The organism is Streptomyces sp. ADI96-02 (assembly GCF_003846185.1).
GTDB lineage: Bacteria > Actinomycetota > Actinomycetes > Streptomycetales > Streptomycetaceae > Streptomyces.
Genome location: NZ_ML123034.1, coordinates 4781130 through 4795663, shown reverse-complemented (window position 1 = coordinate 4795663; position 14534 = coordinate 4781130). Strand labels below are relative to the sequence as shown.

Annotated in this window: 10 protein-coding genes; 4 read left to right on the top strand and 6 right to left on the bottom strand. The window is 72.5% G+C overall.

All coding sequences use genetic code 11. The features are described 5' to 3' along the window. Positions 1-77: 77 nt before the first annotated feature. The 5 genes from EES43_RS21265 to EES43_RS21245 form a co-directional block, all read right to left on the bottom strand. The gene (locus EES43_RS21265) at positions 78-293 is read right to left on the bottom strand and encodes an EF-hand domain-containing protein (protein ID WP_124270183.1); all 216 of its coding nucleotides are present in this window, start codon (positions 291-293) and stop codon (positions 78-80) included. Between the two features lie 99 nt (positions 294-392). After that, positions 393-908, bottom strand: coding sequence for an ATP-binding protein (locus EES43_RS21260; RefSeq protein WP_124270182.1), 516 nt, complete (start codon positions 906-908; stop codon positions 393-395). 260 nt (positions 909-1168) lie between these two features. Further along, positions 1169-1936, bottom strand: a complete 768-nt coding sequence (locus EES43_RS21255) for an enoyl-CoA hydratase/isomerase family protein (RefSeq protein WP_124270181.1) — start codon at positions 1934-1936, stop codon at positions 1169-1171. 98 nt (positions 1937-2034) lie between these two features. Further along, positions 2035-3279 (bottom strand): L,D-transpeptidase, encoded by a 1245-nt coding sequence (locus EES43_RS21250; protein ID WP_124270180.1) that lies wholly within the window; start codon positions 3277-3279, stop codon positions 2035-2037. A gap of 228 nt (positions 3280-3507) precedes the next feature. After that, positions 3508-4749, bottom strand: coding sequence for a L,D-transpeptidase (locus tag EES43_RS21245; protein ID WP_124270179.1), 1242 nt, complete (start codon positions 4747-4749; stop codon positions 3508-3510). Positions 4750-4903: 154 nt separating this feature from the next. Here EES43_RS21245 and glgX point away from each other — a divergent pair, with 154 nt between their 5' ends. From glgX to EES43_RS21230, 3 genes are all read left to right on the top strand, one after another. Next, positions 4904-7177: a glycogen debranching protein GlgX gene (glgX, locus tag EES43_RS21240; protein ID WP_124270178.1), complete on the top strand. Its 2274-nt coding sequence runs from the start codon at positions 4904-4906 to the stop codon at positions 7175-7177. Between the two features lie 101 nt (positions 7178-7278). After that, positions 7279-9150, top strand: coding sequence for an ABC transporter ATP-binding protein (locus tag EES43_RS21235; protein WP_241192489.1), 1872 nt, complete (start codon positions 7279-7281; stop codon positions 9148-9150). Further along, positions 9147-11024, top strand: a complete 1878-nt coding sequence (locus EES43_RS21230) for an ABC transporter ATP-binding protein (protein ID WP_124270177.1) — start codon at positions 9147-9149, stop codon at positions 11022-11024. The genes EES43_RS21235 and EES43_RS21230 overlap by 4 nt, the downstream gene beginning before the upstream one ends. 48 nt (positions 11025-11072) lie before the next feature. Here EES43_RS21230 and EES43_RS21225 read toward each other — a convergent pair whose 3' ends face one another. Next, entirely contained in the window at positions 11073-11900 is an 828-nt protein-coding gene (locus tag EES43_RS21225) for an alpha/beta fold hydrolase (protein WP_124270176.1), read from the bottom strand. A 561-nt stretch (positions 11901-12461) separates the two neighbouring features. Here EES43_RS21225 and EES43_RS21220 point away from each other — a divergent pair. Next, positions 12462-14501: a M4 family metallopeptidase gene (locus tag EES43_RS21220; protein WP_124270175.1), complete on the top strand. Its 2040-nt coding sequence runs from the start codon at positions 12462-12464 to the stop codon at positions 14499-14501. The last annotated feature ends 33 nt before the right edge of the window (positions 14502-14534 follow it).

Genomic DNA, 14534 nt, shown 5'->3' with positions numbered 1-14534 from the left:
GCGCTGCCCGGAGGGACCGGCGGCGACGACGTGGACGGGCCCCCGGACGCGCCGCGTCCGGGGGCCCGTCCGGGGGCTCAGCCCTTGTTCCGCGCGGCCCAGAACTCCTCGAAGGTGAGCAGGCCGTCGCCGTTGGCGTCGTGGGCGTTGATGATCGCCTGTGCCACCGTCTCGGTGACGAAGGGGTCGCCGAGCTGCGCCATCGCGCTCTTGTACTCGTTCGCCGTGATGAGGCCGTCGCCGTCCCGGTCGAACCGCTCGAATACCGTCCGCGCCGACTCGATGTCCGCCACTGTTTTCGCCCCTTCGTGATGCCGGATGTCGGGGATCAGATTATCCGGCCGTTCGGGTGACGGGTGCGGGGGCCGGTGGGAGGCGTGGCTCAGGGGGTGTCAGCGGTCGGAGATCCGCATCTCGAACCAGGTGGTCTTGCCGCGCGGCAGCAGATCGACGCCCCACCGGTCGGAGAGCTTGTCGACGAGGAACAGCCCGCGCCCGCTGATGTCCATCTCCCTGACCGGCATCAGGCACGGGAGCCCGCGCGAGGGGTCGCGCACCTCGACGCGGATCCAGCCCCGGCGGCGGACCATGCGCAGCCCGAAGACCCGGGCGCCGGTGTGGCGCACCGCGTTGCCCACGAGCTCGGAGACGAGCAGGACGGCGTACTCGGCGGTCTGCGGCGAGAGCGCCCACTGCCGCAGCACCACGCAGGAGGTGAGCCGGCGGGCGGTCGCCGCCGACTCCGGGCGGGACGGCAGCCGGACTTCCGCCTCGGTCGGGTTCCCGAACAACTCCAGCGCCTTGAACGCCTGTTCGTCATCGACGGTCGACGTCCAGCGTGCCGCGGTCGCGCTGCTGCGCGGTCGCGGCTGATCCACACCCTCCAGGCCCGCCATGCGCACCATCATGGCCGCCCGTCCGGGCCTCCGGAGGCGTTCCGACGGAATCCGCACCCCGGAACGGCTGATTCCGGAGGGCGCTTTGGCATATGCCAGAGGCAGGAAAGTGCGCCGGGGAGCCCGACTGAGCTGCGGTGAAGCACCCTCTGGCGGGATGTGCCACGCGGCGGGCACGCCGGGCCCCGAGTCCGCTGCGAGGCCCGGCCGATCCGCCCACACGGATGAACTCCGCCCGGTGGTGCATCCGCGTGAGCACCACCCGGCGGCCGTCAGAGGAAGACGGCCTTGCCCGGCCCCTCCTCGACGAAGCTGCGCATGCCCCGCTCGCGGTCCTCGGTGGCGAACAGGCCCGCGAACCAGGTGCGTTCGACGGCGAGCCCGGTGTCGATGTCCGTCTCCAGGCCGGTGTCGACGGACTCCTTGGCGGCGCGCAGCGCCAGCGCGGGCCCCTTCGCCAGCTTGGCGGCCCAGGCGTGCGCCTGCTCGTAGACCTCGGCGGCCGGCACCACCCGGTCCACCAGGCCGAGCGTCAGGGCCTCCTCCGCCTTGACCATGCGGCCCGTGAAGATGAGGTCCTTGGCCCGGGACGGGCCGATCAGCCGGGACAGCCGCTGGGTGCCGCCCGCGCCCGGGATCAGGCCGAGCAGGATCTCGGGCTGGCCGAGCTTGGCGTTGTCGGCGGCGATGCGGAAGTCGGCGCACAGCGCCAGTTCGCAGCCGCCGCCGAGCGCGTAGCCGGTGACGGCGGCGACGACGGGCTTGGGGATGCGGGCGACGGCGGTGAAGGATTCCTGGAGGGCCCGGGAGCGGACGACCATCGCCGCGTGGTCCATCGCCTGCATCTCCTTGATGTCCGCTCCGGCCGCGAACACCTTCTCGCCGCCGTAGAGGACCACGGCGCGCACGTCCTCGCGCCGGGTCGCCTCCTCGGCCAGCTCCCGCAGCCGGTCCTGGACGGCGACGTCCAGGGCGTTCATCGGCGGCCGGTCCAGCAGGATCGTGCCGACGTCGTCGCGTACTTCGAGGGTTACGGTCATGGGGAGAGGTTAACCATGGCTAACGCGGGCGGACCCGGTGCCGTTGGTCACAGCACCGGGTCCGCCAGGTCCACCGCGCGAACGCGGCGGGAGGGGTCCTACTTCTTCCACTCCGCCCAGTCCATGTTCCAGCCGTTGAGCCCGTTGTCCGGCTGGATGGTCTTGTCGTCGGAGTTCTTCACGATGACCACGTCGCCGATGAGGGACCGGTTGAAGAACCAGGCGGCCGGGGTCCGGCCGTCGTAACCGCCGCGCACGTCCCGCAGCCCGACGCAGCCGTGGCTGGTGTTGGTCGTGCCGAAGATCGAGGACGCGCCCCAGTAGTTGCCGTGCAGGAAGGTGCCCGAGGTGGACAGCCGCATGGCGTGCGGCACGTCCTTGATGTCGTACTCCCCGCCGAAGCCGACGGTGTCGCCGTTCATCCGGGTCACCTTGAGCTTCTCGCTGATGACCATCTGACCGTTGTACGTGGTGGTCGCCGGGGCGCCCGCGGAGATCGGGATGTCCTTGATCTGCTTGCCGTCGCGGACGACCTTCATCCGGTGCGAGCTCGCGTCGACGGTGGAGATCTGGCTGCGGCCGATGGTGAACTCCACGGTCTTGGCCTGCTTGCCGTAGACGCCGGGCCGCCCCTCGACGCCGTCGAGGTTCAGGTCCACGGTCACCTTGGTGCCCGGGGCCCAGTACTTCTCCGGGCGGAAGTCGAGGCGGTCGTTGCCGAACCAGTGGCCCTCGATCTCGACGGCCGGCTCGGAGGTCACCTTGATGGCGTTCTCCACGGCGGCCGGATCGGTGATGCCCCGGGTGAAGTTGATGGAGACCGGCATGCCGACGCCGACGGTCGAGCCGTCCTCCGGCGTGTACTGCCCGATGAAGGTGTTCTTCGGGACCAGCGTGGTGAAGGTCGTGTCCTTCGCCGACTCGCGGCCCTTCCCGTCCTCGGCGACCGCGTGCACCGTGTACTTGGTGGCGGCGGCGAGATGGCGCTTCGGCGTCCAGCTCGCCCCGTCCGCCGCGATGGCGCCCTCGACCTCTTCGCCCTCGGGGTCGGCGACCTTCACCGTGGTCAGCTTCCCGCCCGCGGCGCCGATCTTCAGCGCTCGGCTGGTCGCCACCGACTCCGCGCCGTCCTTGGGCGCGACGGTGACCACCGCCTGCGAGGCGCTGGTGTCCTCGGCCTTCGCATCCTTGCCCCCGGCGGTTCCGTCCGCCGCCGTACTGTCCCCGCCGCACGCCGTCACCAGCAACAGCAGTGCTCCCAGGACCGGTGCCAGAAGCACCCGTCCCCCGCGCCGCCTTGCGCCCGCCCCGGCCGATGCCCCCGAAATCGGCTGCCCGTTCACTGTGGTCGTCTCCCCTCGCACGGCCTGGCATCGCCACGGCCCGCAACCCCCGCGCGCTACACCTGCGCGTCAGCGGTAAGACAATCACATGGACGATCGGCCGGGCCCCTCCGGTATGTCACCGTTCCGTCCCAAGTGGCCAGGCGGGCCGGGCGGGTGGGAGGGACATCCGGGCGACGCGGACGGCCGGGCCCGGGGGCGGACCCGGCCGCGTGCGCGGCGCGCGGGTCAACGCAGTGCCGAGCCCGCCTTCCACTTCTTCCAGCCCATGTTCCAGCCGCTCAGACCGTTGTCCGGCGAGACCTTCCGGTCCTTGGAGTTGACCACCTCGACCACGTCGCCGATCAGCGTCCGGTCGAAGAACCAGCCGCCCGGGGTGGAGCCGCCGCCGCCCTTCGCGTCGCGCAGCCCGATGCAGCCGTGGCTCACGTTCCGCTCGCCGAAGACGTCGTCGCCGGCCCAGTAGTTGCCATGCAGGAAGGTGCCGGACTCGGTGAGCCGGATCGCGTGCGGTACGTCCTTGATGTCGTACTCGCCCTTGCCCTCTGCGTTCGTGAAGCCGACGGTGGCCCCGTTCATCCGGGTCACCTCGTGCATCTCGCTGACCACCATCCGGCCGTTGTACGTGGTCGTCTTCGGGGCGCCCGCGGTGATCGGCACGGTGCTGACCAGCTCGCCGTCGCGGCGCACCTCCATGGTGTGCTTCGCCGCGTCCACGCGGGAGACCTGCGAGCGGCCGACCGTGAAGCCGACGGTCCGGTCCTGGCTGCCGTAGATCCCGGGAGCGCCCTCCACATCGCGCAGCGCGATGTCGACGACGACCTCGGTGCCCGGCTCCCAGTAGGCGCGCGGCCGGAAGTCGAGCCGGTCCTTCCCGAACCAGTGGCCGACGACCTCCACCGCCGGTTCGGCCGTCACCCGGATGGCCTTCTCGACGGCGGCGCGGTCGGCGACCGGGTGGCTGAAGGAGAAGGAAACGATCATCCCGGTGCCCACGGTCGACCGGTTCTCCGGTTTGAAGTAACCGATGAAACGGTGCTCCGGGACGATCGTGGTGAACGTGGTGTGCCGGGCCGAGCGCCGGCCGGCCCCGTCCAGCGCCACCGCGTCGACGCTGTACTTCGCCGCCAGGGCGAGCCGGGCCGCGCCGGGCTCCGGCCGCCAGGAGAGCCCGTCCGGCGCGATCCGCCCGGCCACCGTCTGCTGCCGCGCGTCCTCGATCCGCCTCACCCGCACGCTCTCCAGCCGGCCGTCGGGCACCTTCACCTCCAGCCGGGTGCGCGCGTCGACGCCCTTCGCCCGGTCCTCGGGGAAGACGCTGATCACATCCCGGTCGGAGCGCGACTTGCCGTTCAGCAGCGCCTCCCTCGTATCGGTGCAGCCGGTCAGCAGGGCCAGCACGGTCAGTAGTCCTGCCCATGTCAGCACGGCGGCCGAGCCCGCCCGTGCGCTCTTCGCTGTGTGGTTCACGCTCCCCCAACGACCGGGGCCGGTCGGGGGAAACGTGAGTGCGGGCCCCGCGCTGGGCAGAACAGGGGGGAGGACTACGGGAAGAGGGCCGCGGCCGGGACGTCGCGCGCCCCTTTTCCGGTGCCCGTCCTCATGAGCCGCGGGAGGCGAAACGGTGTCGAGCGCAGCCGAGCAGGAGGCAGTCCAGGATCCGGCGGGCACGGCGGTGGACCCCGGCGGGCCGCCGGACGGCCGGACCGGGCCCGCCCGGAGCACCGCCCCCGGCCCGCACGCGGCGGCGGCCCCCGCCGTGTGGCCCGGGGCCCCGACGCCGCTGGGGGCCCGCTTCCGGGCCGGCCCGGACGGGGTGGCGGGCACCAATTTCGCGCTGTGGGCCGGCGGGGCCGAGGCGGTCGACCTCTGCCTCTTCGACGAGCGGGGCGCCGAGACCCGCCGCCCGCTGACGGAGCTGACGCACGGGATCTGGCACGGCTTCCTGCCGGGCGTCCGGCCGGGCCGGCGGTACGGCTACCGGGTGCACGGCCGCTGGGACCCCTGGACGGGCGCCCGCTGGAACGCGGCCAAGCTGCTCCTGGACCCGTACGCCCGCGCGGTCGACGGCGACTTCACCCTCCCGCCCGAGGTGTACGGGCACGTCCGCGACTGGCCCGACCAGCACGTCGCCGACACCGTGCGCGACGACCGGGACTCCGCTCCGTACGTCCCCAAGGGCGTGGTCGTCCACGACGACGACGACTGGGCGGAGGACCGCCGCCCGAAGACGCCGTGGGCCGACTCCGTCATCTACGAACTGCACGTGCGCGGCTTCACCAGGCTGCACCCGGACATCCCGCCCGAGCTGCGCGGCACCTACGCCGGTCTGGCGCACCCGGCCGCGATCGGCCATCTGACCAGGCTCGGCGTGACGGCGGTGGAGCTGCTGCCGGTGCACCAGTTCGCCCACGAGGACCACCTGCTGCGGCGCGGCCTGCGCAACTACTGGGGCTACAACTCCATCGGCTACTTCGCCCCGCACGCCGGCTACTCCGCCTCCGGCACGGCCGGCGGGCAGGTCGGCGAGTTCAAGCGGATGGTGCGCGCGCTGCACGACGCCGGGATCGAGGTCATCCTGGACGTCGTCTACAACCACACCGCGGAGGCGGGCGAGCGGGGCCCGACGCTGTCGCTGCGCGGCGTCGACAACCGGGGCTACTACCGCCTCCAGGACGATGCGCGCCGCTACGCCGACTACACCGGCTGCGGCAACACCCTGCACGTGGTCCAGCCGCAGGTGCTGCGCCTGATCACCGACTCGCTGCGCTACTGGGTGACCGAGATGGGCGTCGACGGCTTCCGCTTCGACCTGGCGGCGGCACTGGCCCGCTCGATGCACGACGTCGACATGCTCTCCCCGTTCCTCGCCGTGATCGCCCAGGACCCGGTGCTGCGCCGCGTCAAGCTCATCGCGGAACCGTGGGACGTCGGCGACGGCGGCTACCAGGTCGGCGCCTTCCCGCCGCTGTGGACCGAGTGGAACGACCGCTACCGCGACGCCGTGCGCGACTTCTGGCGCGGCGCCCTGCCCGACGTGCGCGACCTCGGCTACCGGCTGACCGGCTCCAGCGACCTGTACGCCTGGGGCGGCCGGCGTCCGTACGCCTCGGTCAACTTCGTCACCGCGCACGACGGCTTCACCCTGCGCGACCTGGTCAGCTACGAGCACAAGCACAACGAGGCCAACGGGGAGGGCAACCGGGACGGGACCGACGACAACCGGGCCTGGAACTGCGGCGCGGAGGGCGAGAGCGACGACCCGGACGTCACCGCCCTGCGCCGCCGCCAGCTGCGCAACCTGCTCACCACGCTGCTGCTCTCCACGGGCGTGCCGATGCTGGTGGCCGGCGACGAAATGGGCCGTACGCAGGGCGGCAACAACAACGCCTACTGCCAGGACAACGAGGTCGGCTGGCTGGACTGGTCGCTGCTGGAGGAGCCCGGATGGCGCGGGCTGACCGAGCTGACGGCCCGGGTGCTGAAGCTGCGCCACACCCACCCGGTGCTGCGCCGCCGCGCGTTCTTCTCCGGCCGGGCGCAGGCCCCGGACGGTCTGCGGGACCTGGCGTGGTTCGGCCGGGACGGCCGGGAGATGACGGAGGGCGACTGGTACGCCCCGGCGGCCACGCTCGGCCTCTACCTCTCCGGCCGGGACATCCCGGGCCGGGACGCGCGGGGCGAGACTGTCACGGACGACAGCTTCCTCGCGGTGCTGCACGCGGGGGCGGAGCCGACCGGCTTCGAGCTGCCGGGGCCGCCGTGGGCAGAGCGGTACGAACTGGTCCTGGACACCTCGCGCGAGGACCAGGCGCACGAGCCCGGCACCATCCTGCGCGGCGGTACGGCCCTGCCGGTGCCGGCCCGCTCGGTGCTGCTGCTGCGGGTGGCGGCGTAACGGGCGGGACGGGCGGTGCGGCCGGGACGGGCCGGGCGCGCCGCGATCGGGCCGGAAAACCGGAGGCCCGATGTCAGTGGTGAAACGTAGGGTCGGCCCTGATGCCCGAAAAGCCTGCAGAGCACACGGACCGGTCCGCCGTGCGCTCCCTCCTCCGCCTGTGGCCCTATGTCCGACCCGTACGGGTGCGTCTGTTCACCGCCGCCTTCGTGGCGATCGTGGCGTCCTGCCTGGGGCTGGTGATACCGCTGGTCCTGAAGTGGATGGTGGACGGCCCGGTGGCCGACCGGGACCCGGGCGGGGTCTGGCTCGGCGCGCTGTACCTGCTGCTCCTCGGGATAGCGGAGGCCCTGCTGTTCGGGCTGCGCCGCTGGCTGGTGGCGCGCCCGCTGGCCTCGGTCGAGGCGTCGATGCGTGCCGACCTCTACCGGCATCTGCAACGCCTGCCGGTGGCCTTCCACGACCGCTGGCCGTCCGGGCAGCTGCTCTCGCGCGGGACCACGGACCTGATGCTGCTGCGGATGTTCCTGGCGTTCCCGCTGACCTTCCTGATCGTCAACGCCACCACGATCCTGGTCGGTTTCGTCATCCTGTTCGCGCAGGACTGGTCCCTCGGCCTGGTGCTGCTGGCGCCGGCGGTGCCGCTGATGGTCCTGTGCTCGCTGTTCGAGTCGAAGTACGCGGTGGTGGCCCGCCGGTCCCAGGACCAGGTCGGCGATCTGACCACGGTCGTCGAGGAGAGCGTGCTCGGCATCCGCGTCATCAAGGGCTTCGGCCGGCACCGCAGCCAGGCGCTCGCCTTCCGGGGCCTGTCGCAGCGGCTGCGGACGACGGAGCTCGTCAAGGCCCGGCTGCTGGCCGGGATCTGGGCGCTGATCACCGTCATTCCGGAGCTGGCGATCGGCGCGGCGCTGGTGCTCGGCACCATCGAGGTGGCGGACGGCGGGCTGTCGGCGGGCACCCTGGTCGCGTTCCTGTCGACGGCGCTCGCGCTGCGCTGGCCGGTGGAGTCGATCGGGTTCCTGCTGGCGATGAGCCAGGAGTCGGCGACCGCCACCGACCGGTACTTCGAGGTGATGGACGTGGCGGAGGAGGCCGACGCCGCCGCGGCGCGCGAGAACGCGCCCGCCGCGCCCGCCGGGATGGTGTTCGAGGGCGTCGAGTTCCGCTACCCGGACGCGGAGCCCGGCTCGCCGCCGGTGCTGGCCCGGATCGACCTGCACGTCCGGCCGGGCGAGACGATGGCCCTGGTCGGCGGGACGGGCTCGGGCAAGACGACGCTCACCGCTCTGGTGCCCCGGCTGCACGAGGTGACCGGCGGGCGGATCACCCTGGACGGCGAGGACATCGCCACGATGGAGCGTCCGCGCCTGCGGGAGCTGGTGTCGGTGGCGTTCGAGGAGCCGACGCTGTTCTCCGCGACGGTCGGCGAGAACGTGCTGATGGGCGCGGAGGGGGCCGGCGACGACGCCGTGCGCCGGGCGCTCGCGGTGGCACAGGCCGACTTCGTGCACGAGCTGCCGCAGGGCCTGGACACGCAGGTCGGCGAGCAGGGGCTCAGCCTGTCGGGCGGCCAGCGCCAGCGGCTGGCGCTGGCGCGGGCCGTGGTCGGCGAGCCGCGCTTCCTGGTGCTGGACGACCCGCTCTCGGCGCTGGACGTGCACACCGAGACCCTGGTGGAGGCGGCGCTGCGCCGGGTGCTGGAGCGGACGACCGCCGTGGTGGTGGCCCACCGCCCCTCCACGGTGATGCTCGCGGACCGGGTGGCGCTGCTGTCCGGCGGCCGGATCAGCGCGGTCGGCACGCACCAGGAACTGCTGCGCACCAGCGCCGAGTACGCCCATCTGATGTCGGGCGCCGGTCACGACCGCGCCCCGGCCCCACCGGGCCGGGTCCCCGCCGACCGGGGCCCCGCGCCCGCCGAGCGCGCCACAGCCGAGCACGCGACCGCCGAGGAGGGCGGCAGCCGATGACGACGACCGCGGACGACACCGCACGCACCGACGACGACGGCCGGCAGGCCGGCCCGGCGGTCCCTGCCGACCCGCCGGCGGCGGGCGACCCCTTCGACCAGGACGCGCTGCCCGCGCCGCGCGGAGCCACCCGCCGCCTGCTGTTCTCGCTGCTGTCCCCGATGCGCGGCCGGGTGGCGGTGGCCGCGCTCCTGCTGCTGCTCCAGCAGGCCGCGGTGCAGGCCGGCCCGCTGCTGGTGGCGTACGCGATCGACAGCGGCGTCCCGGCCTTCCGGGACCACGACTACGGTCCCCTGATCGCGGTCGCCGTCGGCTACGGGCTCTGCTCCGCGGGCGCCGGCCTCCTGCAGTACGGCTTCATCCGGGCCGCCGCGCGGATCAACCAGGACGCGCTCCTCGACCTGCGCGGCCGGATCTTCCGCCACGCCCAGGCGCTGAGCGTGGACTTCCACGAGCGCTACACCTCCGGCCGTATCGTCTCCCGCTCCACGACGGACGTGGAGTCCTTGCAGGAGCTGCTGAGCGAGGGGCTCCAGGAGCTGATCGGCGTGATCCTCTCGTTCGTGTCGATCTCCCTGGTGCTGCTCTGGCTGGACCTGGGGATCGGGTCGATCGCCGCCCTCTCCTTCGTACCGCTGTACGGGCTGGTGCGGCTGTACCGGCGGCGGGCGGCCGTGGTCTACGGGGCGCGGTCGACGGCCATCGCGGCGGTGATCGTCACGTTCGCGGAGACCATGAACGGCATCCGGCCCGTCCAGGCGTTCCGCCGGGAGCGGGCCAACGACGCCTCGTTCACCGTGCTCAACGGCCGCCACGAGCGGACCAACGGCGACGCGCTGCTGGAGATGGCCCGCTATGTGGTCGGCTCCCGGATGATCGCCAACACGGCGGTCGCCGGGATGGTGCTCTGGGGCGCGTACCGGGTGGCCGACGGGACGCTGGCGCTCGGGGTGCTGGCCGCCGCCGTGCTGTACATGCGCCGGCTCTACGACCCGATCGACCGGCTGGCGATGTTCCTCAACTCCTACCAGTCGGCGGCGGCCTCGCTGGAGAAGATCGCCGGTCTGCTCTCCCAGACGCCGACCGTCCCGGAGGCCGCCGAGCCGAGGGAGCTGCCGGCCCGGACCGACGGCCGGCCGGGCCGCGAGGTCGTGTTCGACGGCGTGCGGTTCGCGTACCGTACGGGCGGCGAGGTGCTGCCCCGCTTCGGCCTGCGGATCGCACCGGGCAGCACGGTGGCCGTGGTCGGCTCGACGGGCGCGGGCAAGTCGACCCTGGCCAAGCTGCTCGCCCGCTTCTACGACCCGACCGAGGGCCGGGTCCTGCTGGACGGCGTGGACCTGCGGGACCTGGGCACGGCCGAGCTGCGCCGGGGCGTGGTGATGGTGACGCAGGAGTCGTTCCTGTTCTCCGGGACGGTGGCGGAGAACATCGCGATCGGCCGCCCGGAGGCGACCCGCGAGGAGATCGAGCGGGCGGCGAAGGCGATCGGCGCCCACGACTTCATCGCCTGCCTGCCCGACGGCTACGACACGGACGTGCGCAAGCGGGGCGGGCGGATCTCGGCGGGGCAGCGGCAGTTGGTCGCCTTCGCGCGGGCGCTGCTGGCGGACCCGGGGGTGCTGATCCTGGACGAGGCGACGAGTTCGCTGGACATCCCCGGCGAGCGGGCCGTCCAGCGCGCCATGGACACGGTGCTGCGCGGCCGTACGGCGGTCGTGATCGCCCACCGGCTGTCGACGGTGGAGATCGCGGACCGGGTGCTGGTGATGGAGCACGGCCGGATCATGGAGGACGGCGCGCCCGCCGAGCTGATCGGCGGCACGGGCCGGTTCGCCGGGCTGCACCGGGCCTGGAAGGACAGCCTGGTGTGACGGGCGGCCGGCCGGAGCGGGTGACGCGCCCCGGCCGGCCGTACCGGTTCAGCGGGCGAGGAAGGCCAGCAGCTCGGCGGTGAACCTCTCCTTGTCCCCTGGGGCGAGCGCGATGCCGTGGGAGCCGCCCTCGTACACCGTGAGCGTGGCGCCCGGGACGAGCTTCGCGACCTTGCGGCCGGTCGCGTCGATCGGCACGATCTGGTCGTCGTCGCCGTGCACGACGAGGGTGGGCACGTCGAACTTCTCCAGGTCGGCGTGGAAGTCGGTGGAGGCGAAGGCGTCCACGCAGGCCACGCCGCCCTCGATGGTCTCGGCCATGGCCATGTACCAGAAGGCGTCCTTGTTGCCCTGGGTGACCCGGTTGCCCTCGCGGTCGGCGGAGAAGAACCCGGTCGCGGTGTCCTTCCAGAACTGCGAGCGCTCCTTGAGGATGCCGTCCTTGATGCCGTCGAACACGCTCTGCGGGACGCCCTCGGGGTTGTCGGGCGTCCGGAGCATGAGCGGGGTGATGGACGAGAGCAGGACGGCCGAGCGCACCCGGCCGGTGCCGTGGCGGCCGATGTACCGTGCCAGCTCGCCGCCGCCCATCGAGTGCGCGACCAGGGTGACGTCGCGCAGGTCGAGCCGGTCCATCAGGTCGGCCAGGTCGTCGGCGAAGGTGTCGAAGTCGTATCCGTCCCAGACCGGGGTGGAGCGGCCGTGGCCGCGCCGGTCGTGGGCGATGCCGCGGAAGCCGGCGTCGGCCACCGCCTTGAGCTGGTCCTGCCAGGCGTCGCCGTTGAGCGGCCAGCCGTGGATGAAGACGACCGGGCGGCCCTGTCCCCAGTCCTTGTAGAAGATCTCGACACCGTCGCGCGTGGTGCAGACAGGCATGCTGCGTCCTCTCGGGCGGGCGGGGCGCACGGGCGGCGGCGCGCGGCCGTCCGCCCCGCGCGGGGAAACGTGCTTCGTCGGCTCCCTGCCATGGTGTGAGCAGTTCCGCCGACCGGCAACACGAGCCGGTCCGCACCCGCCGCGTCGGCCGCGGCGGGTGCGGACGCGCCGCGCCGCCGCCCACCGGCCCGATTCGGCGCGCTGAGGCGGACCGGCCGATTCCGGTGGCGGGATCTGGCCAGAAGGCCCTGGTGTCCCAGCAGGCGCCGCGTGACCGCTTCCTGACTCGCCGTCGTCTTGTGCTCGTGACGCACCCAACCTGTGACCACCCTGTGAACACGGGACTGGGCAGACCCCGGCAACATCGCGGTAATGATCGGCGAAACGTCCGCTTAACGAACATGACCTTTTCGGCAACGGACGACATCCGGCCAAGTTCTTGACGCGCTCCTGACACGTACGGGCATCTGCTGACACTCTTCACCCCGTTCCGCGCACCGCCTGCACAGTCCGGACGGCTCATCCAGCGCCGCCGGTACCCCCCTCGCAGAAGGAGTCCGCGTGAGATCCACGCCCAGCCGTCGCACCACCGCGACCGGCGCTCTGATAGCCGCGGCAGCACTGCTCGCGGTCGGCATCCAGTCCGGCGCGGCGACCGCCGTCCCGACGGCCACCACGGCCGCGGGCGGCGTCACCGCCGGCACCAAGGCCGACCCGGGCGCCCTGCCCGCCAAGCTCTCTCCCGCACAGCGCGCCGAACTGCTCAAGGAGGCCAACGCCTCCCGGGCGGCCACCGCCCAGGAACTCGGCCTCGGGTCCACCGAGAAGCTGGTGGTCCGCGACGTCGTCCAGGACCGGGACGGCACCACGCACACCCGCTACGAGCGCACCCTGGACGGTCTGCCCGTCCTCGGCGGCGACCTCGTGGTCGCGGAGACCGCGGCCGGGAAGACGGAAGGCGTCACCAAGGCGTCGAAGGCGACCGCCGCGCAGCTGAAGGCCGTCGACCTCGCCGCCGACGTGGCCCCGGCCGCCGCCGAGAAGCAGGCCCTCGGCGCGGCGAAGGCCGAGGGCTCCAAGGCGAAGGGCGCGAGCCAGGCTCCGCGCAAGGTGGTCTGGCTGGGCGGCGGCTCCCCGCAGCTCGCCTACGAGACCGTGGTCGGCGGACTCCAGAAGGACGGCACGCCGAACGAGCTGCACGTCCTCACCGACGCCTCCTCCGGCGCCAAGCTGTACGAGTGGCAGGCCGTGACCAACGGCACCGGCAACACCCAGTACAACGGCCAGGTCACGCTGGGCACCGCGCCCTCCTACACCCTGACCGACACCACGCGCGGCAACCACAAGACGTACAACCTCAACAAGGGCACCTCGGGCACCGGGACCCTGTTCTCCGGCTCGGACGACACCTGGGGCGACGGCACGCCGCAGAACGCCGAGACGGCGGCGGCGGACGCCCACTACGGCGCGGCCGAGACGTGGGACTACTACAAGAACGTGCACGGCCGCACCGGCATCCGCGGTGACGGCGTCGGCGCGTACTCGCGGGTCCACTACGGCAACAACTACGTCAACGCGTTCTGGCAGGACAGCTGCTTCTGCATGACGTACGGCGACGGCAGCGGCAACGTCAAGCCGCTGACCTCCCTGGACGTGGCGGCCCACGAGATGACGCACGGCCTGACCTCGGTCACCGCCAAGCTCGTCTACAGCGGCGAGTCCGGCGGCCTGAACGAGGCCACCTCCGACATCTTCGCCGCCGGCGTGGAGTTCTACTCCAACACCGCGCAGGACCCGGGCGACTACCTGGTCGGCGAGAAGATCGACATCAACGGCAACGGCACGCCGCTGCGCTACATGGACAAGCCCTCCAAGGACGGCGCGTCCAAGGACGCCTGGTACTCGGGCATCGGCAACGTGGACGTGCACTACTCCTCGGGCCCGGCGAACCACTTCTTCTACCTGCTCTCCGAGGGCAGCGGCGCCAAGACCGTCAACGGCGTGAGCTACGACTCGCCGACCTCCGACGGGCTCCCGGTGACCGGCATCGGCCGGGACAAGGCGCTGCAGATCTGGTTCAAGGCGCTCACCACGAAGTTCACCTCCACCACGAACTACGCCGCGGCCCGCACCGGCACGCTCGCGGCGGCCAGTGAGCTGTACGGGGCCACCAGCCCCGAGTACACGGCCGTGGCCAACGCCTGGGCCGGCATCAACGTCGGACCCCGTCCCGGCGGCGGCAACCCCGACCCGGGCAAGGTCTTCGAGAGCACCACCGCGGTCACCATCCCGGACGCCGGTGCGGCCGTCACCAGCTCGGTCACCGTCTCCGGTGTGACCGGCAACGCGCCGAGCGCCCTCAAGGTGGACGTCAACATCTCCCACACCTGGCGCGGTGACCTGGTCGTCGACCTGGTGGCCCCGGACGGCACCGCCTACCGCCTGAAGAACTCCTCCTCCGGCGACTCCGCCGACGACGTGGTGGAGAGCTACACGGTCAACGCCTCGTCCGAGGTGGCCAACGGCGTCTGGAAGCTCCGCGCCCAGGACGTCGCCTCGGCGGACACCGGGCGCATCAACAGCTTCAAGCTCACCTTCTGATCCCGGGCCTCCGGGCCCGCCAGGAACCGAGTG